Annotated in this window: 29 protein-coding genes; 14 read left to right on the forward strand and 15 right to left on the reverse strand. The window is 71.3% G+C overall.

Features of this window, described 5'->3' with window-relative positions:
* The first annotated feature begins 54 nt into the window (after positions 1-54).
* A complete protein-coding gene (locus tag ABZ845_RS15675) occupies positions 55-1146 on the forward strand; it encodes a hypothetical protein (protein WP_360978873.1) in 1092 nt (363 codons plus the stop codon).
* A 178-nt stretch (positions 1147-1324) separates the two neighbouring features.
* Here ABZ845_RS15675 and ABZ845_RS15680 read toward each other — a convergent pair whose 3' ends face one another.
* The 3 genes from ABZ845_RS15680 to ABZ845_RS15690 all read right to left on the reverse strand — a co-directional run bounded on the left by ABZ845_RS15680 (position 1325) and on the right by ABZ845_RS15690 (position 3598).
* Positions 1325-2341: an alcohol dehydrogenase gene (locus ABZ845_RS15680; RefSeq protein WP_360978876.1), complete on the reverse strand. Its 1017-nt coding sequence runs from the start codon at positions 2339-2341 to the stop codon at positions 1325-1327.
* A 102-nt stretch (positions 2342-2443) separates the two neighbouring features.
* The gene (locus ABZ845_RS15685; RefSeq protein ID WP_360978879.1) at positions 2444-3016 is read right to left on the reverse strand and encodes a TetR family transcriptional regulator C-terminal domain-containing protein; all 573 of its coding nucleotides are present in this window, start codon (positions 3014-3016) and stop codon (positions 2444-2446) included.
* A gap of 96 nt (positions 3017-3112) precedes the next feature.
* On the reverse strand, positions 3113-3598 hold the full coding sequence (locus ABZ845_RS15690) for a helix-turn-helix domain-containing protein (RefSeq protein WP_360978882.1): 486 nt from the start codon (positions 3596-3598) through the stop codon (positions 3113-3115).
* Between the two features lie 130 nt (positions 3599-3728).
* Between ABZ845_RS15690 and ABZ845_RS15695 the strand changes: the two genes are divergently transcribed.
* The 3 genes from ABZ845_RS15695 to ABZ845_RS15705 all read left to right on the forward strand — a co-directional run bounded on the left by ABZ845_RS15695 (position 3729) and on the right by ABZ845_RS15705 (position 5287).
* Complete coding sequence (locus tag ABZ845_RS15695) at positions 3729-4433, forward strand: SDR family oxidoreductase (RefSeq protein ID WP_360978885.1); 705 nt, start codon at positions 3729-3731, stop codon at positions 4431-4433.
* 105 nt (positions 4434-4538) lie between these two features.
* Positions 4539-4730: an antitoxin gene (locus tag ABZ845_RS15700; RefSeq protein ID WP_360978888.1), complete on the forward strand. Its 192-nt coding sequence runs from the start codon at positions 4539-4541 to the stop codon at positions 4728-4730.
* A gap of 92 nt (positions 4731-4822) precedes the next feature.
* The gene (locus ABZ845_RS15705) at positions 4823-5287 is read left to right on the forward strand and encodes a type II toxin-antitoxin system PemK/MazF family toxin (RefSeq protein WP_360978891.1); all 465 of its coding nucleotides are present in this window, start codon (positions 4823-4825) and stop codon (positions 5285-5287) included.
* Positions 5288-5404: 117 nt separating this feature from the next.
* On the opposite strand, the gene ABZ845_RS15710 is transcribed toward ABZ845_RS15705, so the two are convergent.
* On the reverse strand, positions 5405-6235 hold the full coding sequence (locus ABZ845_RS15710; protein WP_360978894.1) for a TIGR02452 family protein: 831 nt from the start codon (positions 6233-6235) through the stop codon (positions 5405-5407).
* Between the two features lie 301 nt (positions 6236-6536).
* On the opposite strand from ABZ845_RS15710, the gene egtA reads away from it, so the two are divergent.
* The 5 genes from egtA (at position 6537) to ABZ845_RS15735 (ending at position 11286) form a co-directional block, all read left to right on the forward strand.
* Complete coding sequence (gene egtA, locus ABZ845_RS15715) at positions 6537-7853, forward strand: ergothioneine biosynthesis glutamate--cysteine ligase EgtA (RefSeq protein WP_360978897.1); 1317 nt, start codon at positions 6537-6539, stop codon at positions 7851-7853.
* Complete coding sequence (gene egtB / locus ABZ845_RS15720) at positions 7850-9175, forward strand: ergothioneine biosynthesis protein EgtB (RefSeq protein WP_360978900.1); 1326 nt, start codon at positions 7850-7852, stop codon at positions 9173-9175. The genes egtA and egtB overlap by 4 nt, the downstream gene beginning before the upstream one ends.
* Positions 9175-10005 carry an ergothioneine biosynthesis protein EgtC gene (egtC, locus tag ABZ845_RS15725; protein ID WP_360979094.1) on the forward strand — a complete coding sequence of 277 codons (831 nt, stop codon included), beginning with the start codon at positions 9175-9177 and terminating at the stop codon, positions 10003-10005. Before egtB ends, egtC begins: the two co-directional genes overlap by 1 nt.
* Positions 10002-10964, forward strand: a complete 963-nt coding sequence (gene egtD, locus ABZ845_RS15730) for an L-histidine N(alpha)-methyltransferase (protein WP_360978903.1) — start codon at positions 10002-10004, stop codon at positions 10962-10964. Before egtC ends, egtD begins: the two co-directional genes overlap by 4 nt.
* 106 nt (positions 10965-11070) lie before the next feature.
* On the forward strand, positions 11071-11286 hold the full coding sequence (locus tag ABZ845_RS15735; RefSeq protein ID WP_360978906.1) for a dodecin: 216 nt from the start codon (positions 11071-11073) through the stop codon (positions 11284-11286).
* A gap of 48 nt (positions 11287-11334) precedes the next feature.
* Here ABZ845_RS15735 and ABZ845_RS15740 read toward each other — a convergent pair whose 3' ends face one another.
* On the reverse strand, positions 11335-11823 hold the full coding sequence (locus tag ABZ845_RS15740) for a hypothetical protein (RefSeq protein WP_360978909.1): 489 nt from the start codon (positions 11821-11823) through the stop codon (positions 11335-11337).
* Between the two features lie 170 nt (positions 11824-11993).
* Here ABZ845_RS15740 and ABZ845_RS15745 point away from each other — a divergent pair, with 170 nt between their 5' ends.
* Entirely contained in the window at positions 11994-13190 is a 1197-nt protein-coding gene (locus ABZ845_RS15745) for a hypothetical protein (RefSeq protein WP_360978912.1), read from the forward strand.
* 95 nt (positions 13191-13285) lie between these two features.
* On the forward strand, positions 13286-13555 hold the full coding sequence (locus ABZ845_RS15750; protein WP_360978915.1) for a hypothetical protein: 270 nt from the start codon (positions 13286-13288) through the stop codon (positions 13553-13555).
* A gap of 54 nt (positions 13556-13609) precedes the next feature.
* Here the strand turns inward: ABZ845_RS15750 and ABZ845_RS15755 are convergent, their stop codons facing one another.
* Positions 13610-14056, reverse strand: a complete 447-nt coding sequence (locus tag ABZ845_RS15755) for a TIGR03668 family PPOX class F420-dependent oxidoreductase (protein ID WP_360979097.1) — start codon at positions 14054-14056, stop codon at positions 13610-13612.
* A 196-nt stretch (positions 14057-14252) separates the two neighbouring features.
* Between ABZ845_RS15755 and ABZ845_RS15760 the strand changes: the two genes are divergently transcribed.
* Entirely contained in the window at positions 14253-14570 is a 318-nt protein-coding gene (locus ABZ845_RS15760; RefSeq protein ID WP_360978918.1) for a hypothetical protein, read from the forward strand.
* On the opposite strand, the gene ABZ845_RS15765 is transcribed toward ABZ845_RS15760, so the two are convergent.
* Positions 14527-14952, reverse strand: a complete 426-nt coding sequence (locus ABZ845_RS15765) for a MarR family transcriptional regulator (protein ID WP_360978921.1) — start codon at positions 14950-14952, stop codon at positions 14527-14529. The genes ABZ845_RS15760 and ABZ845_RS15765 overlap by 44 nt on opposite strands.
* Positions 14953-15017: 65 nt before the next feature.
* Here ABZ845_RS15765 and ABZ845_RS15770 point away from each other — a divergent pair, with 65 nt between their 5' ends.
* Positions 15018-15479, forward strand: a complete 462-nt coding sequence (locus tag ABZ845_RS15770; RefSeq protein WP_360978923.1) for a PaaI family thioesterase — start codon at positions 15018-15020, stop codon at positions 15477-15479.
* Positions 15480-15537: 58 nt separating this feature from the next.
* Here the strand turns inward: ABZ845_RS15770 and ABZ845_RS15775 are convergent, their stop codons facing one another.
* The 8 genes from ABZ845_RS15775 to ABZ845_RS15810 all read right to left on the reverse strand — a co-directional run bounded on the left by ABZ845_RS15775 (position 15538) and on the right by ABZ845_RS15810 (position 24705).
* Positions 15538-15921: a luciferase family protein gene (locus ABZ845_RS15775; protein WP_360978926.1), complete on the reverse strand. Its 384-nt coding sequence runs from the start codon at positions 15919-15921 to the stop codon at positions 15538-15540.
* Positions 15922-16044: 123 nt separating this feature from the next.
* The gene (locus ABZ845_RS15780) at positions 16045-17862 is read right to left on the reverse strand and encodes an APC family permease (protein WP_360978929.1); all 1818 of its coding nucleotides are present in this window, start codon (positions 17860-17862) and stop codon (positions 16045-16047) included.
* Between the two features lie 148 nt (positions 17863-18010).
* Positions 18011-19660 (reverse strand): potassium-transporting ATPase subunit KdpA, encoded by a 1650-nt coding sequence (gene kdpA, locus ABZ845_RS15785; RefSeq protein WP_360978932.1) that lies wholly within the window; start codon positions 19658-19660, stop codon positions 18011-18013.
* A 2-nt stretch (positions 19661-19662) separates the two neighbouring features.
* Positions 19663-20556 carry a potassium-transporting ATPase subunit C gene (locus tag ABZ845_RS15790; protein WP_360978935.1) on the reverse strand — a complete coding sequence of 298 codons (894 nt, stop codon included), beginning with the start codon at positions 20554-20556 and terminating at the stop codon, positions 19663-19665.
* A gap of 1 nt (position 20557) precedes the next feature.
* Positions 20558-22738, reverse strand: coding sequence for a potassium-transporting ATPase subunit KdpB (kdpB, locus tag ABZ845_RS15795; RefSeq protein WP_360978938.1), 2181 nt, complete (start codon positions 22736-22738; stop codon positions 20558-20560).
* A complete protein-coding gene (gene kdpF / locus ABZ845_RS15800) occupies positions 22738-22854 on the reverse strand; it encodes a K(+)-transporting ATPase subunit F (protein ID WP_360978941.1) in 117 nt (38 codons plus the stop codon). Before kdpF ends, kdpB begins: the two co-directional genes overlap by 1 nt.
* A gap of 70 nt (positions 22855-22924) precedes the next feature.
* A complete protein-coding gene (gene lysA, locus ABZ845_RS15805) occupies positions 22925-24256 on the reverse strand; it encodes a diaminopimelate decarboxylase (protein WP_360978944.1) in 1332 nt (443 codons plus the stop codon).
* Between the two features lie 14 nt (positions 24257-24270).
* Complete coding sequence (locus ABZ845_RS15810; protein WP_360978947.1) at positions 24271-24705, reverse strand: SAV_915 family protein; 435 nt, start codon at positions 24703-24705, stop codon at positions 24271-24273.
* 323 nt (positions 24706-25028) lie between these two features.
* On the opposite strand from ABZ845_RS15810, the gene ABZ845_RS15815 reads away from it, so the two are divergent.
* A complete protein-coding gene (locus ABZ845_RS15815; RefSeq protein WP_360978950.1) occupies positions 25029-25613 on the forward strand; it encodes a universal stress protein in 585 nt (194 codons plus the stop codon).
* Positions 25614-25622: the final 9 nt, after the last annotated feature.

Raw genomic sequence — 25622 nt, forward strand, 5'->3', positions numbered from 1 at the left:
AAACAACCACATTTCCGTGTACTTTACAACTATCTAGCCGAAGGGGAGCCCGCGATGAGTACCCACCGTCTGGCCGAAAAGCGGCCGGCAGTGCCCTCCACACGCCACACCGTCCGCCATGTGGTGATCCTCCTGATCACCCCGCTGCTGATGTGCCTGGGCATGGGCATGGCCTACCTCGGGGCCTTCCACGCACCGATTGCGCACGGGCTGAAGGTCGCCGTCGTCGGCACCGCGCCGCGCTACCAGGTGCTGGCCCAGACGATCAAGGACAGGGCCGGTGACGCGCTGGATGTCACCACCGTGCCCAGCCGGGCCGCCGCGCAACGCCAGATCATGGACCGGGATCTGGTGGGCGCCTACGTGCCCAGCGCCAGACACCCCGAGCTGCTGGTCGCCAAGGCCAACTCCGACACCTCCGCCACCGCCGCTCAGGCCGTGTTCACGACCGTGGCCGGCAAGCAGGGCGCACCGCTGCACGTCACCGACCTGTCCCGGCTCTCCAGCGGTGACCCCACCGGCCAGGGACTGTTCTTCCTCCTGGTCGCGCTGAGCATCGGTTCCTACGCCAGTGTCGCCGCCATCAGTGCCGGCGGCGCGACGCTCCGCATCGGGATCCGGGCCCTCATCGGCCTTGCCACCGCACTGGTGGTCAGCGTCATTGGAACGGTGCTGGCCGGGCCGGTCTTCCACATCGCCGACCACCACCTGCTCGGGCTGTGGGGCATGGCCTTGCTCTACTCGGCGGGGATCCTCACGATCGGCATCGCTCTCCACACCTTCCTCAAGCGCTGGACGACGCTGGGACTGATGGTGCTGTTCGTGATGCTCAACTTCACCAGCTCCGGCGGCATCTTCCAGCCCGCGTTGCAGAACGGCTTCTTCGGCTCACTGCACGCCTTCTGGAACGGCGCCGGCTTCGTCGAGGGCGCACGCAGCCTGTTCTACTTCGACTCGGCGGACTCCGCCGGACACATCCTCACCCTGGTTCTCTGGCTGGTCGCGGGAGTGCTGCTCATGGCCGCCGCCGCGATGGCCGAGCGTCGGACCGCCCCTGCCCCGGCCGATGCCCCGCCTGCGCGCGAGGAGCAGGACGCCGCGGACGAGGCCGCCGAGGAGGAGACGGGCGCGGCCGTCGCGGTCTGAGATTCCCGAGCCGTGTGCGCGGATTCGGGGCTTCGGGCCCGCCGCCGTGAACTCCGCGCCGTCATATGTCCGGCCGCTGCCCGAGTTCTCGATTCGGCCCGACGGGCCGGACCGGCGGCCCGACAGGCCGGGGCCGCCCGCGCCGGCCCGCGCTCATCCGCGGCGCACAAGTCCCCTCTCAGGACGCCATGTCGAGGACCACGCGGAAGCGCGCCCGGCCCGACAGCATCCGCTCGTAGGCGTCCATCGCCCGCTCGAACGGCACCGTTTCCGTGGCGGGACGGATGCCGTGCGCGAGGGTGAAGGCGAGGTTGTCCTCGTTCTGGATGGAGGAGCCGGTGAGGCTGCCGGTGATGGAGCGGGTGCCGAAGATCAGGCTGCTGGTGGACACCGTGATCGGGTCGGCCGAGGCGCCCACGACGACCAGTTGCCCGCCCGGGGCCAGTCCGTCGACCAGCGGGCTCATGGAGGCTCCGCTGGATGCGGTGGCCACGATGAGCGCCGCACCGCCGAGCTCCCGCAGCGCCTCGGCAGGGTCCTGCGCGGTGCTGTCGATGTATTCGTGGGCACCCAGTTCCCGTGCGGCCTTCTCCTTCTCGGCGCCGCGCGCGATGGCCACGACGCGGTGGCCGAGGCTGCGGGCGTACTGCAGGGCCAGATGGCCCAGTCCGCCGATGCCCTGGACCGCCACGAGGGAGCCCGCGCGGGTGGACTGCTGCTGAAGGGCGATGAACGTGGTCAGGCCCGCGCACAGCAGCGGCGCCGCCTCGACGGCGGTCAGCCCGTCCGGGATACGGACGAGTCCGCTGGCTCGCGCGTAGGCCACCTCGGCGTAGCCGCCGTCGTCAGTGGTCCCGGTCTGCTGCTGGTTGAGGCAGTTGACGAAGTCGCCGCGGCGGCACGGCTCGCACTCCCAGCACTGACCGCCGAGGAACCCGACTCCGACCCGGTCGCCCGGCTGCCAGGCGGTGACGCCGGGACCCACCGCGTCGATCACCCCGACGATCTCGTGACCGGGGACGATCGGCTCGGAGGGGTCGGGACGCAGACCCTCCACCGCCAGTACGTCGGTGTGGCAGACGCCGCAGGCCTCCACCCGCAGCCTGACCTGACCGGGCGCGGGCTCCGCCAGCTCCCGCTCCACCAGGCGGAGCTGATGGACACCGGTTGCCTCGAAGGCTCGGTACGTGGACATGTTGATCTCCTGGATCTGCTGCCGGACCGTGGCCGGACAGCGTGTTGAAAGACGGTGGTACGGGGGGTGGGCCACGGTCTTCGCAGCGGCGGCGCCGCGCGCTCAGCGCAGGACCACCTCGAAGACCATGCGGAAGAACGTGTCGAGGGCCGCGGAGGACTTGTCGGCGCGGGCGACGATGAGCGAGCCCTCCCAGGCACTGAGGATGAACCGCGCCGTCTCGCCGGAGTCGAGGCCGGCGTCCAGGTCCCCCGCCTCCTGGGCCTCGGCCAGTACCTGGCCGATCGCCGCCGCCCAGCCGTCGAAGTTGCGGCTGACGGCGGCCCTGATCACCTCGTTGTGATCGGCGACCTCGGCCCCGAGGTTGCCCACGAGGCACCCGCGGGAGAAGCCGGTCACGGCCGTCGCCCGGCCCAGGAACTCGAAGTGCGCCCGGAGCCGGTCCAGCGGGGGCTGCCCCGGCGTGGTCAGGATGTCGAACCGCAGCCCGGCGCCATAGCGGCTGAGCGCCTCCAGGACGCTCTCCTCCTTGCTGGGGAAGTGGTTGTAGAACGACCCCTTCGGGGCACCGGCGGCCGCGGTGATGTCGTTGATACCGGTGGCGTGGAAGCCACGCGAGTGGAACTGATCGAGAGCCGCCTGCGCGATCTGCTCACGCTTGGACGCTCGGGCCATGTGATGTCACCTCGTCCTCGTTCCTGACGCTCTCATCAATATGACCGGTCTACTTAACGTCGTCAAGCCGACCCTCCGACCGCGCCGAAGCGAGGCCTACTCCCCCACCCCCGCCCGACGGTCGTCGTTCAGCACGAACTCCACGTCCCCGAGGTCGACGGCACCACCGCGGTCGTCCACGAACGCGACCCCCAGGGGCCGCCCCGTCGCCCGGCTGCGCCGCAGGGCGCTGGGTCCGCCCTCGGGCGGACGGTACAGATCCCCCCACTGCTGAAGGGCGCCGAGCACCACGGTCAGATCACGGCCGGCCGGGGTCAGGTGGTAGTCGAAACGCGCCCGCCGCCCCGGCTCCTGATAGCCGCGACGCTCCAGGACACCGGCCTCCACCAGCGCCGCGAGGCGCTGAGTGAGCAGGTCGGTGGCGATACCGAGCGCGTCCCTGAAGTCGCTGAAACGGGTCCGTCCGGCCATGGCCTCGCGAATGACGAGCAGGGTCCAGCGATCGCCGAGCAGGGTCAGGCTCCGCTCGATCGAGCAGCGGGGCCGATCCGGCGTGATCTCGGGTCTTCTCACTCTGGCCATGCACCCAACCTATATGACTTGGATAATCCAATCCACGTGCTAGCTTGGTTAAACCAATCCAGCTCGGCCGCCTGCCCGGGTGAGCCGAGCAGGCCATGCCATCGAACGAGATCGAGCAAAGAGGCGAATCATGCGGATCGACGGACAGACAGCCCTGGTCACCGGAGCCAATCGCGGCATAGGCGCGGCCTTCGCCCAAGCCCTGCTGGACCGCGGAGCCACGAAGGTCTACGCGGCGGCGCGCCGACCCGAATCGGTCACCGACCCCCGGCTCACGCCGCTCCAGCTGGATGTGACGGACCCGCTGAGCGTCGAGGCGGCGGCCGAGGCGGCGCGCGACGTCACCATCGTGATCAACAACGCGGGCCTGGCCAGTGGCGGGACGAACCTCCTGGACGGCCCGTTCGACGGGGCCCGCACCGCCCTGGAGACCAACTTCTTCGGCACCTGGTCCATGTCCCGCGCGTTCGCCCCGGTCCTCGCGTCCAACGGCGGCGGGGCACTGGTGAACGTGCTCTCCGCGGCATCCTGGCTGGCCCTGGAGGCGGCCCCCGGCTACTCGGCCTCGAAGGCGGCGCAGTGGTCACTGACCAACGCGTTCCGCGAGGGCCTGCGCGGGCAGGGGACGCTGGTGGTCGGCGTGCACTGCGGATATGTCGACACCGACCTGAGCGCGGCGGTCGACGCCCCGAAGATCACGGCGGACGATGTGGCCGCACAGACGCTGCGCGCGCTGGAGAAAGACGCGGAGGAGGTCCTCGTCGACGAGTTCACCAGGCGGATCCGCGCGGCGCTTTCCGGGGATGTCGCGGACCTGCACGGCATCGGCTTCTGACCGGCCGTCCGGCAGACCCGCGTCCCCGTTCGGTCCGCAGCGGATGCACCCGGGGCTCCGTGCGCCGATCCTGGTGGGAGGGGGAAGACCCGCGAGGAGGGCACCATGTCCGTGATGGACAAACTCAAGCGGATGCTGAAGGGGCACGAGGACCAGGCGCACAAAGCCGCCGACAAGGCGCGCGGCCAGATGGACGACACCGTCCGCGGCGGCTCCGGTCGTCAGGTCGACAAGGGCCCCGACGCCCTGCGGGATCAGATGCGGTCCCCTCAGGAAAGGGACAACCCGCCCCAGTAGCAAGCCGTGCAGCGGGGCGGCGAGCTGATTCCGGCTCACCGGCTCCCGACCCGCTCGGTGTTCGGCCACGGGGACGCTCTACCGTGGGGCGGGTGACTGCCTTTACCAATGACACCGGCGAAACCGATGAGGTCATACCCGGCCGCTACGGAGCTTCAGCGACGACCGAGGCCGACCCTCGTGACGTGGGGCGGGTACGCACCGAGTACTCCCCCGCGCACGACGGCGACCCGGACCCCGGGGAGATCGTGTGGACTTGGGTGCCGTTCGAGGAGAACGACGGGCGCGGCAAGGACCGCCCCGTGCTCGTGGTCGCCCGTGAAGCGGCCGGCACACTGCTGGCCGTGCAGCTGTCCAGCAAGCGGCACGACGGCGACCGGGAGTGGGTGCCGATCGGGAGCGGACCGTGGGACCGGTCGGGACGTGACTCGTGGGTCGACGTCGACCGGGTTCTGAGGCTGCACGAGGACGGGATGCGCCGCGAGGCGTGCGCGCTGGACCGGATGCGGTTCAATCTCGTGGTGCACCGACTGCGGGAGCGGTACGGCTGGAACTGACCGGCGTCCTGCGACCGGCGAATCCTGCGCCTGACCGGCGTCCTGCGACCGGCGAATCCTGCGCCTGACCGGCGTCCAGCGACCGGCCAAGTCCTGCGACCGACCGAGCCGCCCGCTTCAAGGGGCGCACACGTCCGCGAAACGGAGTTCGAAGGCGGCTCGCGTCGTCGCCCCGGCCGTCCGGTCGAGGACGGCGAAGACGACCTCCTCGAAGTACCCCTCGAACCGCCCCTCGACCAGGAGTTCATGGAACGCCCCGGCCACCTGCGCCGGGGCGTTGCGGAACACTCCGCAGCCCCAGGCACCCAGTACCAGGCGCCGGTAACGGCAGGCCGCCGCCGTCTCAAGGACGCGTTCGGCCCGTGCCGCCAGGGCGCCCGGCAGTTCGGGCGCGCGCTGCGGCGACTTCTGCGTCACCACGCCGGCGTTCGGCGCCGCGGCGGTCAGGAAGCCGGCCTCGTAGGGCTCGTCGAGCAGGCGTCCGCGGTCGTCGCGGAAGACGGGCACGGCGGGCGTGTGGATCACACGGTCCGTGTACAGCGGGTCGCGGTGCGCCCGGTGGTACTCGTAGAACTCCGGCGCCTCACGGACGCACGCGCACAGCGCGGAGGCCCGGCACAGCGCCTCCTCCTGTGCCTGCGCCCCGTTCAGGAAGCCGCCGCCCGGGTTGCGCGCGGAGGCGAAGTTCAGCACGGCCACCGGATCACCCGAACGGCTCACCAGACGCCGGGCGGCTTCCAGGCTGCTCTCGCCGGTGACCTCGAAGACCGTCGCCGAGGGGCGGATCCGCGGTGCCGGAACCGGGTCCGGTCCGAACATGCGCGTGCCCGCACGCGCGGCGGCCACCGCCGGGGCGATGGTCACCGTACCCCCGCCCGGTGCGCGGTAGGCGCCCGCGGCGACGATCTCCTCCGTCTCCCGCGCGATACCGCGAAGACGCGCGCTCACGGCGCCACCCCCGTGGGCGCCGTGAAGGCGTCGCGCACGGCCTGACCCGGCGCTCCGCCGGTCTCCCCCGTCGTGCTCATGAACGCATGGTGAGCGATGCTGGTCCTGAGCCGCAACAGAGTTTCCCGGCCCCGAGAACAAACCGCTCCCACTTCCGGCACAGGAAATAACCAGTCCGAAACGTGGCACTGTGCTCCCTTGTGCGAATCCGTTCGAGGGTCTTGGGTGGGACGAGCGATTGCGACCCGGCTCATCCGACACCGGGTCCGCGACATGGTGGAATCTCAGGAGGATCCCCGACATGTCCGATTCGGTGAGTGACTGTACGGAGCGTCGCTCCGCCGTCACCGATGCCGAGGTGGAGGCGCTGGTCCGCGGCATCTGCTTCAAGACCGGTCCGCCCCGCTCCCTCGGTGTCGAGGTGGAATGGCTCGTCCACGAGCTGCGCGAGCCGCGGCTCCCCGTACCACCCGAACGTCTCCGTGCGGCCTACGCCGCACTGCGGACCCTGACCTTGCATTCGGCCCTGACCGTCGAACCGGGCGGCCAGTTGGAGCTCAGCTCCGCCCCGGCCGGCTCCCTGATGGAGTGCATCGGGTCCGTCTCGGCCGACCTCGACGCGGTCCGCGCGGTGCTGCGCGACGCGGACATAGGTCTCAGCGGCTACGGCCAGGACCCTTGGAACCCCCCGCGCCGCTATCTCCATGAACCGCGCTACGACGCCATGGAGCTCTACCTCGACCGCACCGGGCCCGAAGGCCGGTCCATGATGTGCTCCTCCGCCTCCGTCCAGGTGTGCCTGGACGCCGGGTACGAGGAGCCGGGCCCCCTCGGACACGGACGGCGCTGGTGGATGGCGCACCATCTGGGCGCGGTGCTGGTGGCCGCGTTCGCGAACTCGCCGCTGGCCGGCGGCCGGCTCACCGGCTGGCGCTCGTCGCGGCAGTCCCTGTGGGCCGCCATGGAGCCCGGGCGTTCCAGCGCTCCGCCCCTCGACGGCGACCCTCGTGTCTCCTGGGCGCGGCACGTGATGGACGCGCCCGTGATGTGCGTCCGGGCCGAGAGCGGCCCCTGGGCCGTGCCGGACGGCATGAGCTTCAGGGACTGGACCCGGTCCGCCGATCCGCCCGACCGCAGCGATCTCGACTACCACCTCACGACCCTGTTCCCTCCGATCCGGCCCCGCGGTCATCTCGAACTCCGCATGATCGACGCCCAGCCCGGCGACGACGGGTGGATCGTGCCGCTCGCCGTGACGACCGCGCTCTTCGACGACCCCGAGGCCGCCGAGACCGCGTACCGGACGGTGAAGCCGCTCGCCGAGCGGGCCGCTTCGCTGCCCGCCCCGTGCAACCCGCTGTGGGCCACCGCCGCGCGCGACGGTCTGACCGACCCCGAGCTGCACGAGGCCGCCGTCGTCTGCTTCGCGGCGGCGGCGAGGGCACTGCCCCGGCTCGGCGCCACCGCGGCCGTACGGCGTGCCGTGGCGGAGTTCACCGACCGCTATGTGGCCCGGGGCCGCTGCCCCGCCGACGATCTGCTGCTCCAGTTCCACGGGGAGGACACCCGCCTCGGCGGGCAGGACACCCGGATCCACGGGAAGGACATCCGCACATGACCGACGACCGGTCACCGATACCCGCCGACGACCCCGAGCGGCTGAGGGAGCGCGCGCTGGACGCGCTGACCACGGCCCGCGACCGGACCGCGCTCCTGACCACCTGCGTCGACGAACGCGACCTGGTGGCCCAGCACTCACCGCTGATGTCGCCGCTCGTCTGGGACCTCGCGCACATAGGCAATCAGGAGGAACTCTGGCTGCTGCGCGGGGTCGGGGGACGCGAGGCGATGCGGCCGGAGATCGACGGCCTGTACGACGCCTTCGAGCACTCTCGCGCCGAGCGGCCCTCGCTGCCGCTGCTGTCGCCTGACGAGGCGCGCCGCTACGCGACGGAGGTGCGCGGCCATGCCCTGGACGTGCTGGAGAAGGCGCCGTTCGAGGGGCACGGTCTGGACGAGGCGGGCTTCGCGTTCGGCATGATCGCGCAGCATGAACAGCAGCACGACGAAACGATGCTGATCACCCATCAGCTCCGCCCGGGGCCGCAGGCACTCACGGCTCCCGACCCGGAGCCGGCGGCGCCGTACGCCGGTCCGTCCGAAGTCCTCGTCCCTGGTGGCCCGTTCACCATGGGGACGTCCACCGAGCCCTGGGCCCTGGACAACGAGCGGCCCGCGCACGAGCGGCTGGTCCCCGCCTTCCACATCGACGCCGTCCCGGTCACCAATGGGGCCTACCTGGCCTTCATCGAGGACGGCGGGTATGAGAACGAGCGGTGGTGGACCCCGGAGGGCTGGCTCCACATCCGCGCCCACGGCCTCGAGGCGCCGCTGTACTGGCGGCGCGAGGGCGGGCAGTGGCTGAGGCGCCGCTTCGGCGCCACCGAGGTGGTGCCGCCCGACGAACCGGTCCTGCATGTGTGCTGGTACGAGGCGGACGCGTACGCGCGCTGGGCGGGGCGCAGGCTGCCCACCGAGACCGAGTGGGAGAAGGCGGCGCGCCATGACCCGTCGACGGGCCGCTCACGACGCTACCCGTGGGGAGACGCCGACCCCGCGCACGAACACGCCAACCTCGGGCAGCGGCATCTGCGCCCCGCACCGGCCGGCAGCTATCCGGCGGGCGCGTCGCCGCTCGGCGTACGGCAGTTGATCGGTGACGTGTGGGAGTGGACGTCCAGCGACTTCCTGCCGTACCCGGGGTTCGCGGCCTTCCCGTACAAGGAGTACTCGGAGGTGTTCTTCGGAACGGAGTACAAGGTCCTGCGCGGCGGTTCCTTCGCCGTGGACCCGGTGGCCTGCCGGGGCACGTTCCGCAACTGGGACTATCCGATCCGCCGGCAGATCTTCTCCGGCTTCCGCACCGCCCGGGACGCATGATGTGCCGTCATATCGCCTGCCTGGGACCCGAGGAGCCGCTCGGCCGGCTGCTGGTGGAGCCCCGGCACGGCCTGTACCGGCAGTCGTGGGCGCCGCGCAGGCAGTGCCACGGAACCGTGAACGCGGACGGATTCGGAGTGGGCTGGTACGCGCAGGGCGACCCGGTGCCGGCGCGTTACCGCCGGGCCGGACCCATCTGGGCCGACGCGTCCTTCGCCGATCTGGCACGGGTGGTCCGCTCGGGCGCCGTCCTCGCCGCCGTGCGGGACGCGACTGAGGGGAACGCCGCCGGGGAGGCAGCCGCGGCGCCGTTCGGCGCCGGGCGATGGCTGTTCAGCCACAACGGGGCCGTGTCCGGATGGCCCCGGTCGGTCGCCGCCCTCGCCCGGACTCTGCCGCCCGCCGAACTGCTGTCCCTGGAGGCCCGCTGCGACTCGGCGCTGCTGTGGGCGATGGTGCTCAACCGGCTGCGCAGCGGCGACGAGCCGGGGCAGGCGCTCGCCGACACGGTGCTGGAGGTCGCCGCGGCGGCGCCCGGCTCCCGGCTCAACCTGCTGCTGACCGGCGGCGAGACCATCACGGCGACCGCGTGGGGCGACACGCTGTGGTATCTCACCGAGCCCGTCGGCCTCCCCCAGGAGACCGGCTCCGCCCGGCCCGCCGGGGCCCGCATCGTGGTGGCCTCCGAACCCTACGACGACGACCCGCGCTGGCAGGAGGTGCCCGACCGCACACTGCTGTCGGCCACCCGTACCGACGTCCTGCTGACCCCGCTCAAGGACCCCTGCGACGACCTGGAATCCGCACCATCCGAGGAGACCGGCACGTGAGCCCGTTCCATCTCACCCGCACCCTTCCCGAGGACGCCACGGACGCCGCGTTGCGCGCCGATGTGCTCCACGGACTGTCGACCGCGCCCAAGACGCTGCCGCCGAAGTGGTTCTACGACGCCCGCGGCAGCGACCTGTTCGAGAAGATCACCGAACTGCCCGAGTACTACCCGACACGCGCCGAGCGGGAGATCCTGATCGCCCGCGCCGGGGAGATCGCCGCCGCGACCGGCGCGCGCACGCTGGTCGAACTGGGCTCCGGCTCCTCCGAGAAGACCCGGCATCTGCTGGACGCGCTGGCCGGCCTGCACACCTACGTGCCGGTCGACGTGAGCGAGAGCGCGCTGACCCAGGCGGGCCAGGCGTTGATCGCCGAGCGGCCGGGCCTCGACGTCCACGCGCTCATCGCCGACTTCACCTCGGGGCTCACCCTGCCGGACACGCCAGGACCGCGGCTCGTCGCGTTCCTCGGCGGCACGATCGGCAATCTGGTGCCGGACGAACGGGCGGCGTTCCTGAAGTCCGTACGGTCGCTGCTGGCACCCGGGGACGCGCTGTTGCTCGGCACGGATCTGGTCAAGGACGAGTCGGTGCTCGTGAGGGCGTACGACGACGCCACCGGGGTGACCGCGGAGTTCAACAAGAACGTCCTGGCCGTCATCAACCGCGAGCTGGGCGGCGACTTCGACCTCGACGCGTTCACCCATGTGGCCGTGTGGGACGCCGGGAACGAGTGGATCGAGATGCGGCTGCGGGCACGCGGTGCGCGGACCGTGAAGATTCCCGCGCTCGGCCTCACCGTGGACTTCGCCGAGGGCGAGGAAATGCGCACGGAGGTGTCGGCGAAGTTCCGCGAGGACGGCGTACGCCGTGAACTGGCCGCGGCCGGCTTGGATTTGACGCACTGGTGGACGGACGCGGAAGGCAGGTACGCGCTGTCCCTGAGCATGCCGCAGTAAGGCGTGGGGCCGCCCCGAGGGGGCGGCCCCTTGTCTCGCGGTCGGCGGCGCCGTGCGGCACCGTGGAGTGACGTGTGACACGCCGCCACACGGAGAGGAGCACTCCATGACCGACCACACCTACCGGGTCACCGAGATCGTCGGCAGCTCGCCCGAGGGCGTCGACCAGGCGATCCGCAATGGCATCGCCCGCGCCTCGCAGACCCTGCGCAATCTGGACTGGTTCGAGGTCACACAGGTCAGGGGTCGTATCGAGAACGGGCGGATCGAGCACTACCAGGTGGGTCTGAAGGTCGGCTTCCGCATCGACGGGGGCGACTGAGCGCTCCGCGGGAACGCCGGTTCATCATCTGCGGTCGGCGTCCGCGGCTCAGGTCCGCCCCTCGCTCTCCTGGGCCGCCTCGAGGGCCGCCGAGGGGAACGCCCAACGGGCCCGTACGACCGTGAAGCCCGCGCGCTCCGCGTCCTGGCAGACCAGTTCGTCGTCGTCCACGAGCACCCGGATGTCGCAGCGGCGGGCCAGTTCGCGCAGGATCTCCAGCTTGGTGAAGCGGGCGGGCCTGCGGTCGCCGTTGCGGCGCAGATACAGGCGCCCCTGGGGGAGTCCGTGCGTGGTGAGCCAGTCCAGGGTGTCGCGGCGGCAGCGCGCGGGCCGGCCGCTCAGATAGGCGATGTCGCAGTCCTCGGCGCTCTTCAGCGCGAGTGAGACGCCCTCGACCAGTGGGGGGTCCTGCGGTGCGGCGGCGAAGGAGGCCGTCCAGTCGCGCGGCTTGGCCTCGAGGAAGTGCTGGCGGTGGGCCGTGTCGGCCAGGGTGTTGTCGAGGTCGAACACGGCGACCGGCCTGCTGCTGTTCGTCACGCGGACCACTCTAAAGTGGCGTCCAGGGTGGGAGTCCAGGGACTCCCACCAGGCGCTTTCACCAGTCTCATGACTTGGGCACGACATCGTCTTGTACAGGTCTGGTATATGAACCAACCATGGCAAACCCTCACGTTGCGGACCGTGCGCCCGCATCACACAGTCTTGGTGTGAGCGCACTTCCGCCCGCCCCCGTCGCCGAGCGCACGGGGCGTGCACCCCGTCGCGTCCGCTTCCCTCTCCAATCCCGGCTCCTGCCCGGCGCCGGGCGGGCCCTTGCCCTGTTCGCCGCCATCCGCCTCACCGGCGTCGTGGCCGTGCTCCTGGCGAACCGTCTGACCGGCCACCCGCTGTCCAGAGGCCTGGCCCACAAGTGGGACGCGCGCTGGTACCTGCACATCGCGCAGCACGGCTACGGCACGCACGTGTACGTCTACCAGGGTGCCGTCCAGCGCGACTGGGCCTTCTTCCCGCTCTACCCGGCGCTCATCCGCGGCGTGTACACGGTCTTGCCTGTCTCCCCCGGCTCCGCCGCCATGCTGGTCGCCTGGAGCGCCGCCGGCGTGGCCGCCTACGGTATCTACGCGATCGGCCTTCGCCTGTACGGCCGAGCGGTGGCCACCGCTCTCGTCGCGGTCTGGGCCTCGCTGCCGCATTCAGTGGTGCTCGACATCGCGTACACGGAGTCCCTGCTGACCGCGCTCGCCGCCTGGTCCCTCTACTGCGTGCTGACGGGCCGCTGGCTGTGGGCGGGTGCGCTGGCGGCCCTCGCGGGCCTGTCCCGGCCCACGGGGTTCGCCGTGGCCGCGGCGGTGGGCATCGTGGCGGTGTACGAGATCATCAGGCGGCGCGGACGCGTTCCGTGGCGGCTGTGGGCGGGCGCCGCCATAGCACCCCTCGGCTGGGTGAGTTTCGTCCTGTGGGTCGGTGCCCATCGGGGTGACCTGCTGGGTGGCTATTTCACGGTGCAGCGCGCCTGGGACTCCCGCTTCGACTTCGGCGCCGGTTCGCTGACGTTCCTCAAGGGGCTGATGGTGCACGGCGGCCGGGTCGTCTTCACGGTGGCACTGGTGATCGTGGTGGCGGCCGTGCTGCTGTTCTGCATGCTGTGCTTCGAGCGCGCCCCCCTGGCGCTGATCGTGTACGCCGCCGTGCTGGTACTGATCACGGTGGGCGGCTCCGGTCCGTTCGCCTCGAAGCCCCGCTTCCTGGTGCCCGCGTTCCCGCTGCTGATCCCGCTCGCGCTCGCCTTCGCACGAAGCCGGCGGGTCCGCCCGAAGCACGCCTACCTGCTCGGCGGCGCGCTCGCCGTGATCTCGGTGGTCTACGGGGCTTACCTCCTGACGGTGAGCATCACGCCGCTGTGAGCCGCGGCGTGGCCGGGCGCACCCGGCCACGCCGTCTGGCCGGCTCCCGTGCGGGTACTCGAGGGGCGTCACACCTTCCGGAGGAGATGACTCGGATGCTGATCCTCGGACTGCTCCTCGTCGCGGGGACCGTCGCCTTCACCGCGCTGGCGATCGCCGGCAACCTGTCCGGCGGCCCGCACTACACCGTGTCCGTCTTCGATCAACCGATCGCCACCATGAACACCCTCGCGATCTTCGCCTCCGGTCTCGCCCTGGCGCTCTTGTTCGCGCTGGGCCTGGCCGCGGCGGTGAGCGCGGTGGTGCACCACCGGCACCGGGCCCGCACACACGTCGGCCACGCCGCGACGCCGCCCGCGGTATGAGGCCACCCGGTCCCCGAAGCCGGGCGGGGACCGCACAGGCACCGATGCGGGGGCCTATGGCGCGGCACTCCAGCCGCTCCAGCGGTTGACCGCGACCACGATCACCGGCCCGTCCGGCGGGTTGTCCCGGTACTGGGTGTACTTCTGGGTGAGCAGCCCGAGGGCCTCCTGGTACGCGTCGCGGTCCGGGCCCTCGGGCGCATCGGGCGGCACGACCCGGGCGCCGCCGTCGGCCCGTGCCCACCACAGCCGCTCCCAGTCCTCGTCGTAGACGTCCACCAGCAGGCTCACCGCCGGAGTGACGGCGATATTGCCGAGTCTCTTCAGCCACCGGGTGCTCTTCGGCTTGCGGTCGACGGCCATGACGATCCTGTCGTCCCCGTCGCCGTCCTGGTGGGTGAACACGACCGGTACGAGGTGGGGGCGCCCCTCGGGATCCACCGTCGCCAGCCGCGCGACCCGTGCCCCGGCGAACCGGCGCCGCGCCTCGTCCTCCGCCATCCGCGTCACGGCGCTCCTCCTTCCGGATCGGTGGTGCCGGCCGCGCGTCCGCCGCCGTCCGGCGTGCTGTCCGGCCTGGACGGGTACCCGTTGTGCGCCGCCTTCCACCCGGATGTCACAGTCGATCGGGCGCAGCACACTGGAAGAGTGCACATCACCCGAACGGGCGCGTAGAGCGGGCGGGAGGATCCGCACCATGACGGCCGACCACAGGCCCGCCTCAGAGACCTTCACGTTCGTCTGCGGACACTGCGGGCACACCTGGGACGTCCTCTTCCGGGTCACGTCCTTCACCGGCCGCGGCGGCTCCGTGGGCCGGGCCTACATCGACGAGCGGGGCCGGGTGCTGACGACACCGCTCGCCCGTGCGCACTGCCCCGACTGCGGGGGCCGCGACGTACGTGTCCTGGCGCCCGAACTGGCCGCCCGTGTGCACGCCGCCGAACACGCCCTGCACGCGCGCGCCCGGGTCAGGGCTCCCAATGGGCCAGATCGTGCAGCGCCGCGGCCGTAGTGGTGAATCCGTCGGCACCGAGCAGGGCGCGTGCCTGCGCGTTGAAGCGGTCGATCTCGGGCCGCGCCGAGTCCAGCGCGCCCCTGCCCGCCTCGGTCAACTCCAGTACGACCGCCCGGTGTTCCTCGGGATGGGTCCGCTTGGCGACGAGTCCGGCCGCGGCCAGCCGTCCGACGAGCCCGGTGACCGCCGACTCGCGCAGCCCCAGACTCCGCGCGAGGTGCTGCTGGGTGAGGCCGGGCCGCTCGTCGACGGCGAAGAGCGCACCGAGCTGTGCGGTGGTGATGCCGGCGGCGGCCAGCAGGCGCCGGTCCGCGGTGGTGCGCAGGCGGTGCGCGGCACGCTGCAGGAGGAAGAAGAGTCGCTCGTCGGGCTCGGACATGGCTCGATGTTGACAGACGCCCGCGGCGGACACCATCCTCACTTCATCAGTGAAGTGAGGTATCGGTGAGCGACGTTCTGGACTTGGCACTTGCCCGCAAGGTGCTTCAGGCGCAGCCCTTCAGCGTGCTGCTGGGCGCACGGCTGACGGCCTTCGGCGACGGTGAGGCGACACTGGAGCTGGACATTCGCGAGGAACTGCGCCAGCAGTACGGCTTCGTCCACGGCGGCGTGCTCGGCTACGCCGCGGACAATGCGCTGACCTTCGCGGCGGGAAGCGTCATCGGCGCCGGCCTGATCACCTCCGGCTTCACCATCGACTACCTGCGGCCCGCCGCGGGAGCCCTGCTGCGCGCCCGCGCCCGGGTGATCCGGGCCGGACGCACACGCGTCGTCTGCCGGTGCGACCTGTCCACCGTGGACGCGGAGGGGGGCGCGGAGAAGCTGTGCGCGGTCGCGCAGGGCACGATCGCCGTCATGCCGTCGGAGACTTCGCCGACGGACGTGCCGGACGGCCGCGCCGGCTGAGCCGAAGCGGCGCGGCAGCTCCGCTCGTGCCGACGCGGCCGCCGTGGCCGACGCGGGCTCAACGGCCGCGTGGCAGCACCGTCACGCGATGGAAGTTGCACGCCGCGGGCGTGCTCCCGGGGTGGGCGGGTCCCGCCTGATGGGCCTGGAGCGCCACGCTGACCAGGCTCAGCAGCAGGTCCACGTCGGCGTCGCAGTCGAGGTGCACGGTCACCCATCGCGAACCGGGCACCATGCGTATCGCGGTGGACTCCGCCAGGTCGTGGCAGATCCGCTGAAGGGCCCTGCTGGTGAGATGCAGGTCCGCCTCGTGGCCGGTGTGGAAGTGGACGATCTCGCTGTTCGGAGTACGGAGAGCCCGCCCCGTACCGCAACTTGCCGGACCCGCCGTGAGGTCGGGCCAGGCGTCGAGTCGCTCCAGGGCGCGCTGGGCCAGAGTCATGCCCCCCATCGTCGCCGCATCACTGCGCCGACACCAGAGGTTGAGAGTTCCGTAACCGGGACGTGAGGTTGATCGGCCGGAAACCGCTGCCGCGAAACAACCGCTCTGTCCTGGTAAAACGGCTCACAGGTTCAGCCGGTACGGCAGCATGCACACGGCCACATCGGTACGGGCCCGAAGCACGGTGGCGAGAAGCAGTCCACGCTGGTTCTGCAGGATCTCGTAGCGGCGGTGGCGGGGTTCCACCTCGGGGATGAGCACCGCGATCTGCCGTCCGTCCCGTGCAGCGTCCTGCACGTACTCGACGATGGGCTGGACCAGGGAACGGTGCGGACTGTCGATGATGTCGAGGCGTACGCCCGGGTCCCAGCGCTCCCATGCCCCGCGCAGCGCACGGGTCTTGTCCGGATCGTGGTGGACGGCGACCGCGACCACCTCGTCGCCCAGGGCGACGGCGGCGCTGAGCGCGTGCTGGGCCAGCTTGCTGACCTCGCCCAGCGGGACGATCACCAGGCTTCCGGAGCGTTCTCGCGGCGGGCCGGGGATGCGGCCCAGGCCCAGCTCCTGGCCGACCTCGGTGTAGTAGCGCTGGATCCGGGAGAACAGCAGCATCATCAGCGGCACGACGATGACGACGATCCAGGCGCCCTCCAGGAACTTCGTGGTGAGGAGGATGACGAGGGCCACGGTCGTGAGCAGCGCCCCGATGGCGTTGATCGGTGCCCGGTGCTTCCATCCGGCGGGTCTGCTGGTCGCCCAGTAGCGGACCAGGCCCACCTGGCTGAGCGTGAAGCCGATGAACACGCCGATCGCGTACAGCGGGATCAGGCGGTGGGTGTCGGCGTCGACCACGATGAGCAGCGCGGCGGCCGTCAGCGCCAGGGTGACCACTCCGTAGCGGTACACGGGCCGTTCGGCCCGCAGACCGAACAGGTGCGGCAGCCGGTGGTCGCGGGCCAGCAGGCTCATGAGCACCGGCAGGCCGCCGAAGCTGGTGTTCGCGGCGAGCAGCAGGATCAGGGTGACGATGAGGTTGGTCCCGTAGTAGAGCCAGCCCGACCCGTAGGCGCCCGCGGCGAGCTGGGCGAGGACGGTCACCCCGCCGCGAGGGGCGACGTGGTAGCGGCGGATCAGCACGGCCAGCCCGACCAGCATGAGTCCGAGCAGCGCGCCGAGCATCAGTTCGGTGCGCTGGGCGCGCTTGACCCGGGGGGTGCGGAAGGTGGGCACGGCGTTGGCGATGGCCTCGACTCCGGTGAGCGCGGAGCAGCCGGAGGAGAACGCCTTGAGGATCAGCAGGATCCCCAGCGCCTCGCTCGCGTGGACGGGCTGCGCGGTGCCCACGAGCGCGAGCGGCTGGGAGCGCATCAGCCCGAAGGCGATGACGCCGAGGACCGAGACGATGAACAGCGCCATCGGCAGCATCAGGACCCGGGCGCTCTCGGCGACGCCCCTGAGGTTCACGGCGGTCAGCAGGGCGAGACCGATGAGGCAGATGATGAGCTTGTCCTTGCCGAGCGCGGGGAACGCGGACACGAGCGAATCGGCTCCGGCGGCGAGGCTGACGGCGACGGTGAGCACATAGTCGACGACCAGACTGGCCGCGGCCAGCAGGCTGGGGGTCGCCCCCAGATCGTGCTTGGAGACGGCGTAGGCGCCTCCGCCGTCCGGGTGCACGGCGATGACCTGGGTGTACGACACCACCAGCACGGCGAGCAGGAAGGCGATCGCCAGGGTGATGGGCAGGGTGGCGCTCAGCGCGCCGGTTCCCGCCGCGACCAGGACCAGCACGATCGCCTCGGGTCCGTACGCCACCGAGCTCAGCGCGTCCAGCGACAGCGCGGCCAGGCCCTCCAGGCTGGTGAGGTGGCCCTTCTCCCCTTCGCCCGGACGCAGCGGGACTCTTGGGCTCAGCTCACGACGTGCCAGGCCAAACACCATCGGAACCTCACCACGGGCCGGTCGGACGGTCGGCACCAGTGTCCGTCGGCTGACGTCCTCGCGCGTCATGTGATGACCCGGGCGGGTCGGCAGGTGTGAGTGAGGGAGAACCGGCCCGCCCGGGGGCTTGCGCTGTTACCTGGGCTCTTTACTGGAGTCCTTCCGCAAGTGGTCCGAGGGAGAGGGCGGGAAGGAAGTTGAGCAGCGCCAGGATGAGTGCGGCTCCGGTGGCCAGGGCGACGAAGTTGACGCCGCGTGCCTGCAGCGTTCCGGCGGTGACGACGCCGGGCCGCTGTCGGGCCAGCCGCCCGGCGAGGGCCAGCAGGAACACCATGGGGACATAGCGGCCGATCAGCATGGCCGCGGTCATCAGCAGGTTGTGGAAGTCCGTGGCGCCGTTGAACCCGGCCATGGCACTGCCGTTGCTGTTGACATTGGAGGTGTACGCGTACGTCAGTTCGGCCAGACCGTGCGGCCCCGGGTTGCCCATGGAGGACTGCCCGTCGCCGAGCGCGACCGCGAGGGCGGTGCAGCCCAGGATGGCCGTGGGGGCGACGAGCGCGTACAGGACGACGTACCGCATCTCCGGGAAGCCGATCCGCTTGCGCAGGTACTCGGGAGTGCGCCCGACCATCAGACCGCCGATGAACACGGCGACCATCACGGCCATGATCAGGCCGTACAGTCCGCTGCCTGTGCCGCCCGGGGAGATCTCGCCGAGCATCATCGCCGACAGCAGAACCCCGCCGCCCAGGCTGGAGAAGCTGTCGTAGGCGGCGTTCGCCGCGCCGTCCGCCGAACCGGTGGCCGCGATGCCGAAGAGCGTCGAGCCGGGCACGCCGACCCGGGTCTCGGTGCCCTCGTAGGGGCCGCCGACCGCCGCGGTCACCGTGCCGTTGTGGGCGCTCTGCGCGAGGCTGCCGGCCGCGAGCAGCAGGCCGAAGAGGATGCCGACGACCGCGAGCAGGGTCCAGCTCTGCCGCAGGGAGCCGATCATGCGGCCGTACGTGCGCACGAAGGCGGCCGGGATCAGCAGCATCAGCACGATCTCGATGGCGTTCGTGTATGCGGACGGGTTCTCGAAGGGGTGGGCGCTGTTGGCGTTGAAGATGCCGCCGCCGTCACCCGACATCAGCTTGACCGGCTCCCAGGAGCCGACCGGACCGCCCAGCAGGGTCTGCTGTCCTCCGGCCACGGTCGTGACCGTGTGCGCTCCGCCCAGGTTCTGCGGGATGCCGAGGGCGATGAGAAGGACGCCGAAGACGATCGAGAGGGGCAGGATGACCCGGAAGACCGTACGGATCAGGTCGACCCAGAAGTTGCCGAGCCGGTCGGTGTCACGGCGCACCAGGCCCCGGATGAGGGCGAGCGCGGCGCAGATGCCGACCGCGGCCGAGGCGAACGCCTGGACGCCGAGGCCCGCCATGACCGCGAGATGGCCGGTGGTGGACTCACCCGCGTAGTTCTGCCAGCTGGTGTTGGTGGTGAAGCTGACCGCGGTGTGCAGGGCGAGCCGCCACGGCATCCCCGCGTGCCCGGTCGACCAGGGCAGCTTTCCTTGCAGGGTGAACAGCGCGAAGAGCGCCGCGATGCTCATCAGGCTGAAGGCGAGGAGCGCGAACAGGTAGTGCCGCCAGTCCTGTTCGCTGTCCGGGTCCACACCGCAGACCTTGTGGAGGACGCGCTCGGCGCGCCGGTGCGGGCCGCCGTCGAGGGCCCGGGCCATGTAGTCGCCGAGCGGGACGTGCAGGGCGACGACGACGCCGATGACAAGGGTGGCCTGGAGCCAGCCGTACATGTTCAGGCCCCCTTCGTGGTCATGTGGTGCGTGCGGTCGAGCGCCGCGTTCAACTGGACGACGTTCACGGCCGGTTCACCGAGGAAGCCGAGTCCGCGGCCGGTGGTGTACCGGGCGATCAGCGCGCGTACGGCGGCCTCGCTCATCCCGCGTGCGCGGGCCACGCGCGGCGTCTGAAGACGCGCGTACGCGGTGCTGATCGCCGGGTCGAGTCCGCTGGCGCTCGCCGTGACGGCATCCGGCGGGACCACGGGGTGCGCGGGCGCGCTGCCCCGGACGGGTGTGACCACGGCCTTGCCGTAGTCGGCCCCCGGCTTGGCGCACTCGACCGTCACGCCCTCGTACGAGGGGACGAACGGCTTGGCCGGGCAGGCCTGGTCGAGGCTGACCACACGGGTGGCTCTGCCGGTCGTGCCGCCGTCACGGAAGACTCCGAGGACGGCACCGACACCGTCGGCCGTGCAGTAGGGGCGGGAGCCGTCGACGTGCTCCAGCTCGCCGACCGCCTTGCCGCGCACGCAGACCTGGGTGAGCAGGCTCTGCTTGCCGTCGGGGCCGAGGACGTCGACCGTCGACTCCGGGCCCAGGTTCCCGGCGGCCGAGGCGGTGGCGTCGTAGCCGGTGCCGGCGTTGGAGGGCCGGGGCTGGAAGTAGTACGGGAGGGGGTCGCCCTTCCTGTCGAGGAAGGACTGGCCGATCAGCTCGCTTCCGGCGTCCTTGCCGTCGGCGCCCGTGAGTTGGGAGCCCTCGGCGCTGTGGCGCAGCCCCGGGATCCGCGCGATGGCCGTCATACCCAGCGGGTAGGCGAGCCCCACCAGCAGGGTGAGCACGATGACCACCCGGGCGGCCGCCACATGGTGGCCGACCCAGGCGGGCATCCTGGAGAGGAGGTTCATTTCAGATCCCGGGGATGAACTGGACGACGGCGACGTCGATGAACTTGATCGCGAGGAACGGCAGGATCAGCCCGCCGAGGCCGTAGATCCACAGGTTGCGGGTGAGCAGGGCGTCGGCGCTGCTGGGCCGGTAGCGCACACCGCGCAGGGCCAGCGGAATCAGCGCGACGATGATCACCGCGTTGAAGATGACGGCCGACAGGACCGCGGACGTCGGCGAGTGCAGCCGCATGATGTTGACCGCGTCGAGGGCCGGATAGATTCCGCCGAACATGGCCGGGAGGATGGCGAAGTACTTGGCGATGTCGTTGGCGATGGAGAACGCCGTCAACGCACCGCGTGTGATGAGGAGTTGCTTGCCGATCTCCACGATGTCGATGATCTTCGTGGGGTCGGAGTCGAGGTCCACCATGTTGCCGGCCTCCTTGGCGGCCGACGTACCGGTGTTCATCGCCACGCCGACGTCCGCCTGCGCGAGGGCCGGGGCGTCATTGGTGCCGTCACCGGTCATGGCGATCAGGTGGCCGCCCGCCTGCTCCTTCTTGATGAGCGCGAGCTTGTCCTCGGGGGTGGCCTCGGCGAGGAAGTCGTCGATGCCCGCCTCCTCCGCGATGGCCTTCGCGGTAACGGGGTTGTCGCCGGTCACCATGACCGTGCGGATGCCCATCCGGCGCAGTTCCGCGAAGCGTTCCTTCAGGCCCGGCTTGACCACGTCCTTGAGGTGGACGAGGCCGAGCAGCCGGGCGGGGCCCTCGCCGACGCGCTCGGCGACCGCCAGCGGGGTGCCGCCGGAGGCCGACACCTGCTCCACGGCGGCATCCAGGGCCTCGGGCACCTCACCGCCGTTGTCCTTGACCCAGCCGGCGACCGCGGAGGCGGCGCCCTTGCGCAGCCGCCGCGCTTCCACGCAGTCCGTGGGCGGCAGGTCCACTCCGGACATGCGGGTCGTCGCGGAGAACGGCACCCACTCGGCGCCCTCGGGGGCGGACGGCTCCAGGGCGAACGCCTCGCGCACATGGTCGATGATCGAACGGCCCTCGGGCGTCTCGTCCGCGAGACTGGACAACGCCGCCACTTCGGCGATCTGCCGTCCCGTCACGGAGCCGATCGACAGCAGCGCGCTCGCCCGGCGGTTGCCGTAGGTGACCGTGCCGGTCTTGTCCAGCAGCAGCGTGTTGACGTCGCCCGCGGCCTCGACCGCGCGGCCCGACATGGCCAGCACGTTGCGCTGCACCAGCCGGTCCATGCCCGCGATGCCGATCGCGGAGAGCAGACCGCCGATGGTCGTGGGTATCAGGCAGACGAGCAGCGACACCAGGACGATGCCGGTGACACCGTTCGCGGTGAGCGCCTGGGTGTCGTGCGCGGCGGACATGAAGTCCTTGGAGAAGATCGCCATCGGCTGGAGCGTGAGGACCGCTACCAGGAAGACGAACGTCATCATGACCAGCAGCAGGTTGAGCGCCAGTTCGTTCGGCGTCTTCTTCCGGTCGGCGCCCTCGACCAGCGAGATCATCCTGTCCAGGAAGGACGCGCCCGGTTCCTGGGTGACGCGGACGACGATCCGGTCCGACAGCACCGCAGTGCCCCCGGTGACGGCCGAACGGTCGCCGCCCGACTCGCGGATCACCGGCGCCGACTCACCGGTGATCGCGGACTCGTCGATGCTGGCGACGCCCTCGATGACATCACCGTCGCCGGGCACCAGCTCCCCGGCCTCCACGACCACGATGTCATCGCGGCGCAACTCCCCCGCGCCGACGGCCTCTTCGACGTACGACCCTTCGACGGCCCCTGGTTCCCAGCCCACCAGCCGCCGGGCGGTGGTCTGGCGGCGCATACCGCGCAGGGTGTCGGCCTGCGCACGGCCGCGGCTCTCGGCGACGGCCTCGGCGAGACCGGCGAAGACGACGGTCAGCCACAGCCAGGCGGTGATCAGCCATCCGAACAGCGACGGGTGCGCCACCGCGATGCCCGTCGTGAGGGCCGCGCCGATCTCGGTGACGAACATGACCGGGTTGCGGACGAGCGTCACGGGGTTGAGCTTGCGCAGTGCGGCCGGCAGCGCGAGCCACAGCTGTCCGGGATCGAGCAGTCCGCCGCCGATCCTGCGGGGCGGGCCCGCGTCCGGAGGCCGTACTACCGCGTCGGGTTTCTCCCTGGTGGGTGCGGTCGCGCTCATCAGAAGCGCTCCGGCTTGATCAGGGCCACCACGAGGTAGGCCAGCAGGCCGATCGCGACGATCAGCCCGACGATGTTCTCGGCCGTCAAAGGGACCTCACATGTCGTGTCACTCAAAGGGGGTGGAACACCTCCGGGCGAGGGCCGGGCCGCGCCCGCCCGGAGGTGGCTTTGAAGGCCGCGCGGGTCAGAGCCCCACGTCGCGGCTCCGGATGTCCTCCAGGGACTCGCGACGCACCAGCAGCCGGGCCCTTCCCCGTGCGACGGCCACCACGGGCGGGCGTCCGACGAGGTTGTAGCCGGAGGCCATCGACAGGTGGTACGCGCCCGCGACGGGGACGGCCAGCAGATCGCCGGGGTGGACGTCACCGGGGAGTTCGACGTCCGTGGCCAGGACGTCACCGGCCTCGCAGTGGCGGCCGACGACGGTGACCGGTGCCGGTGCGGCGGTGCTGTGCCGGCCGATCAGCCGGGGCGCGTACCGCACCCCGTACAGGGCGGGGCGCGGGTTGTCGCTCATGCCGCCGTCCACGGCGACGAACGTGTGCTCGCCGGTGCGCTTGACGGCCAGGACTCGGTACAGGGCGATCCCCGCGGGCCCCGCGATGGCGCGGCCCGGCTCGATGATCAGGTTCGGGACGGGCAGGCCGGCCGCCGCGCACGCCTCGTTCAGCTCCATGCGGACCTTGCGGGCCAGCGTGGTCAGGTCGAGGGCCTGCTCGCCCGGTCGGTAGGCGATGCCGTGTCCGCCGCCGAGGTCGATCTCGGGCAGCACCAGGCCGTGCTGCTCGCGCAGCCGGGCCATCAGCCCCACCATGCGGCGCACGGCGAGCAGATACGGCTTGACGCTGGTGATCTGCGAGCCCAGGTGGCAGTGCAGGCCGGTCAGTTCGAGCTGCGGCTGGTCGAGTATCCGGGCGATGGCGTGCTGGGCGTACCCGTCGGAGATCGAGAGGCCGAACTTCTGGTCGTCGGTGCCGGTGCGGATCTTGGCGTGACCGCCGGCGCTGATGCCGGGCACGACACGGACCATGACCTTCTGGTGGCCGTCGGGGCCGACCGCGGCGGCGAGCCGAGCGATCTCCGAGGGGCTGTCGATGACGATACGGCCGACGCCGAGCCGCAGCGCGGTCTCCAGGTCGCGGGGGGACTTGGCGTTGCCGTGCAGCACGATCCGCTCGGCCGGGAACCCGGTGGTGACCGCGAGTTCCAGTTCACCGGCGGAGCAGACGTCCAGGCCGAGGCCCTCCTCCTCCATCCAGTGGACCATCGCCCGGCACAGGAACGCCTTCGCGGCGTAGAGGACTTCGGCATCCGGGAAGGCATCGCGGTAGGTGCGGCAGCGGTCGCGCACCTCGGCCTCGTCCAGGACGTAGACGGGCGTGCCGAAGCGGTCCGCGATCTCGGCGAGCGGGACGCCGCCCACCGCGAGGTCCCCGCGGCGGTTGTCGTTCGTGGAGGCGGGCCACACCGACAGGTCGGCGGGCGTGGTGACGGCGGGTTCATGGACGGTGGTCATGGTGCTCTCCCCTCTCAACCGATCCACAGTGCGAGCGAGACGAGCGCGGCGGCGCCGGTCACGCGCAGTACACCGACGGCTTGCGGATCCCAGGTCCAGCGCTGGTCGGCGGAGTTCGTCCTGTCAGGCACCGCGGTGAGTCCGCCGCCGCGGGCCGGCGCGGGAGCCGGGGCGGAGAACTGGGGATCCACCGTGAGGGCGGTCACACCCAGAGGTGCGGTCATCGCGCGCAGCGCGGGCTCGGCGAGCCTGATCCACTCCTGGTCGGGGCCAAGCGTCGTACGGAGCCGGGCCTCGGAGGTGAAGCCGACGGCCGTGCGGTCGCCGAGAGGAGTGCGGAAGAGCCGGGCTGCACACCCGGCCGGGCCCGGCCGGACCGGAACGAACAGCGGTCCGGCCGGGAATCGATCGGAAGGCTCGGGGTCTTCGCCGCTCAGGATGTCTTGCATGGGATGCCTCCTGGAGGATCCGACGTGGTGCATGAGGGGTGAGCGCCCCGGACGCGGTGAGGCGGACCGTGGCTCGCACCCGACGCTATGCCCGGCCGGCCAGGGGTCCGGAGGTGTCATGACGCGATACTGACGGCGAAGAAGGCGACGCTGACGGGATGCTTACACGTGTACTGGGTGGCATCCTGGAAACCCGTCAGAAGGGCGCCAAAAAAGCGCGCCGGGACTGTTCTTGGGCGGGTGCACGGAGTTGGGATGGGGCAGCCCCTTGACGGGCCGCCCACGGGACGTTCCCGCGGGCGCGTACGAAGAACGGTGGAGCCATGTCCGGTACGGACGCCCCTTCAGGTCCTCGGGTCGTCGTCGGAGTGAGCGGCTCGCTGGGCAGTCTCACCGCCCTGCGCTGGGCCGCCCAGGAGGCACGGCGCAGGGGCGCCGCCCTGTGGCCGGTGCTGGCCTGGGAGCCGCCGGGAGGTGATCTCGCGGCCCGCCGTGACCCGGGGGCGACCATGATGACCGACGCCTGGCAGGACCTGGCCCGCAAGAGGCTGCTGTCCGCCCTCGACGACGTGTTCGGCGACTCCGGACCCGGGGTGCGCACGCACGCCCTGGTCGCGCGGGGTGCCCCGGGCACGGCCCTGGTGGAGGTCGCCGACCGTGAGGACGACGTACTGGTGGTCGGTGCGGGACAGCGCAGCCTCTGGCACCGCGCGTGCTACCGCTCCGTGAGCCGCTACTGCCTGGCCCACGCCGGCTGCCCGGTGCTCGCGGTGCCGCCGTCACCGCTGGAGGCCGAACTCAGTGCGGCGCACCGCCGCAACGTGTGGCGGCTCGGGCTCGACACGGGGCGCCTGGAGAAGGACACCGCCCGTGCGCTGCGGGGGCGTTCCTGGCGGCTGGAAGCGTAAGCGCTCCGC

Source organism: Streptomyces sp. NPDC047022 (assembly GCF_040644155.1).
Lineage (GTDB): Bacteria > Actinomycetota > Actinomycetes > Streptomycetales > Streptomycetaceae > Streptomyces.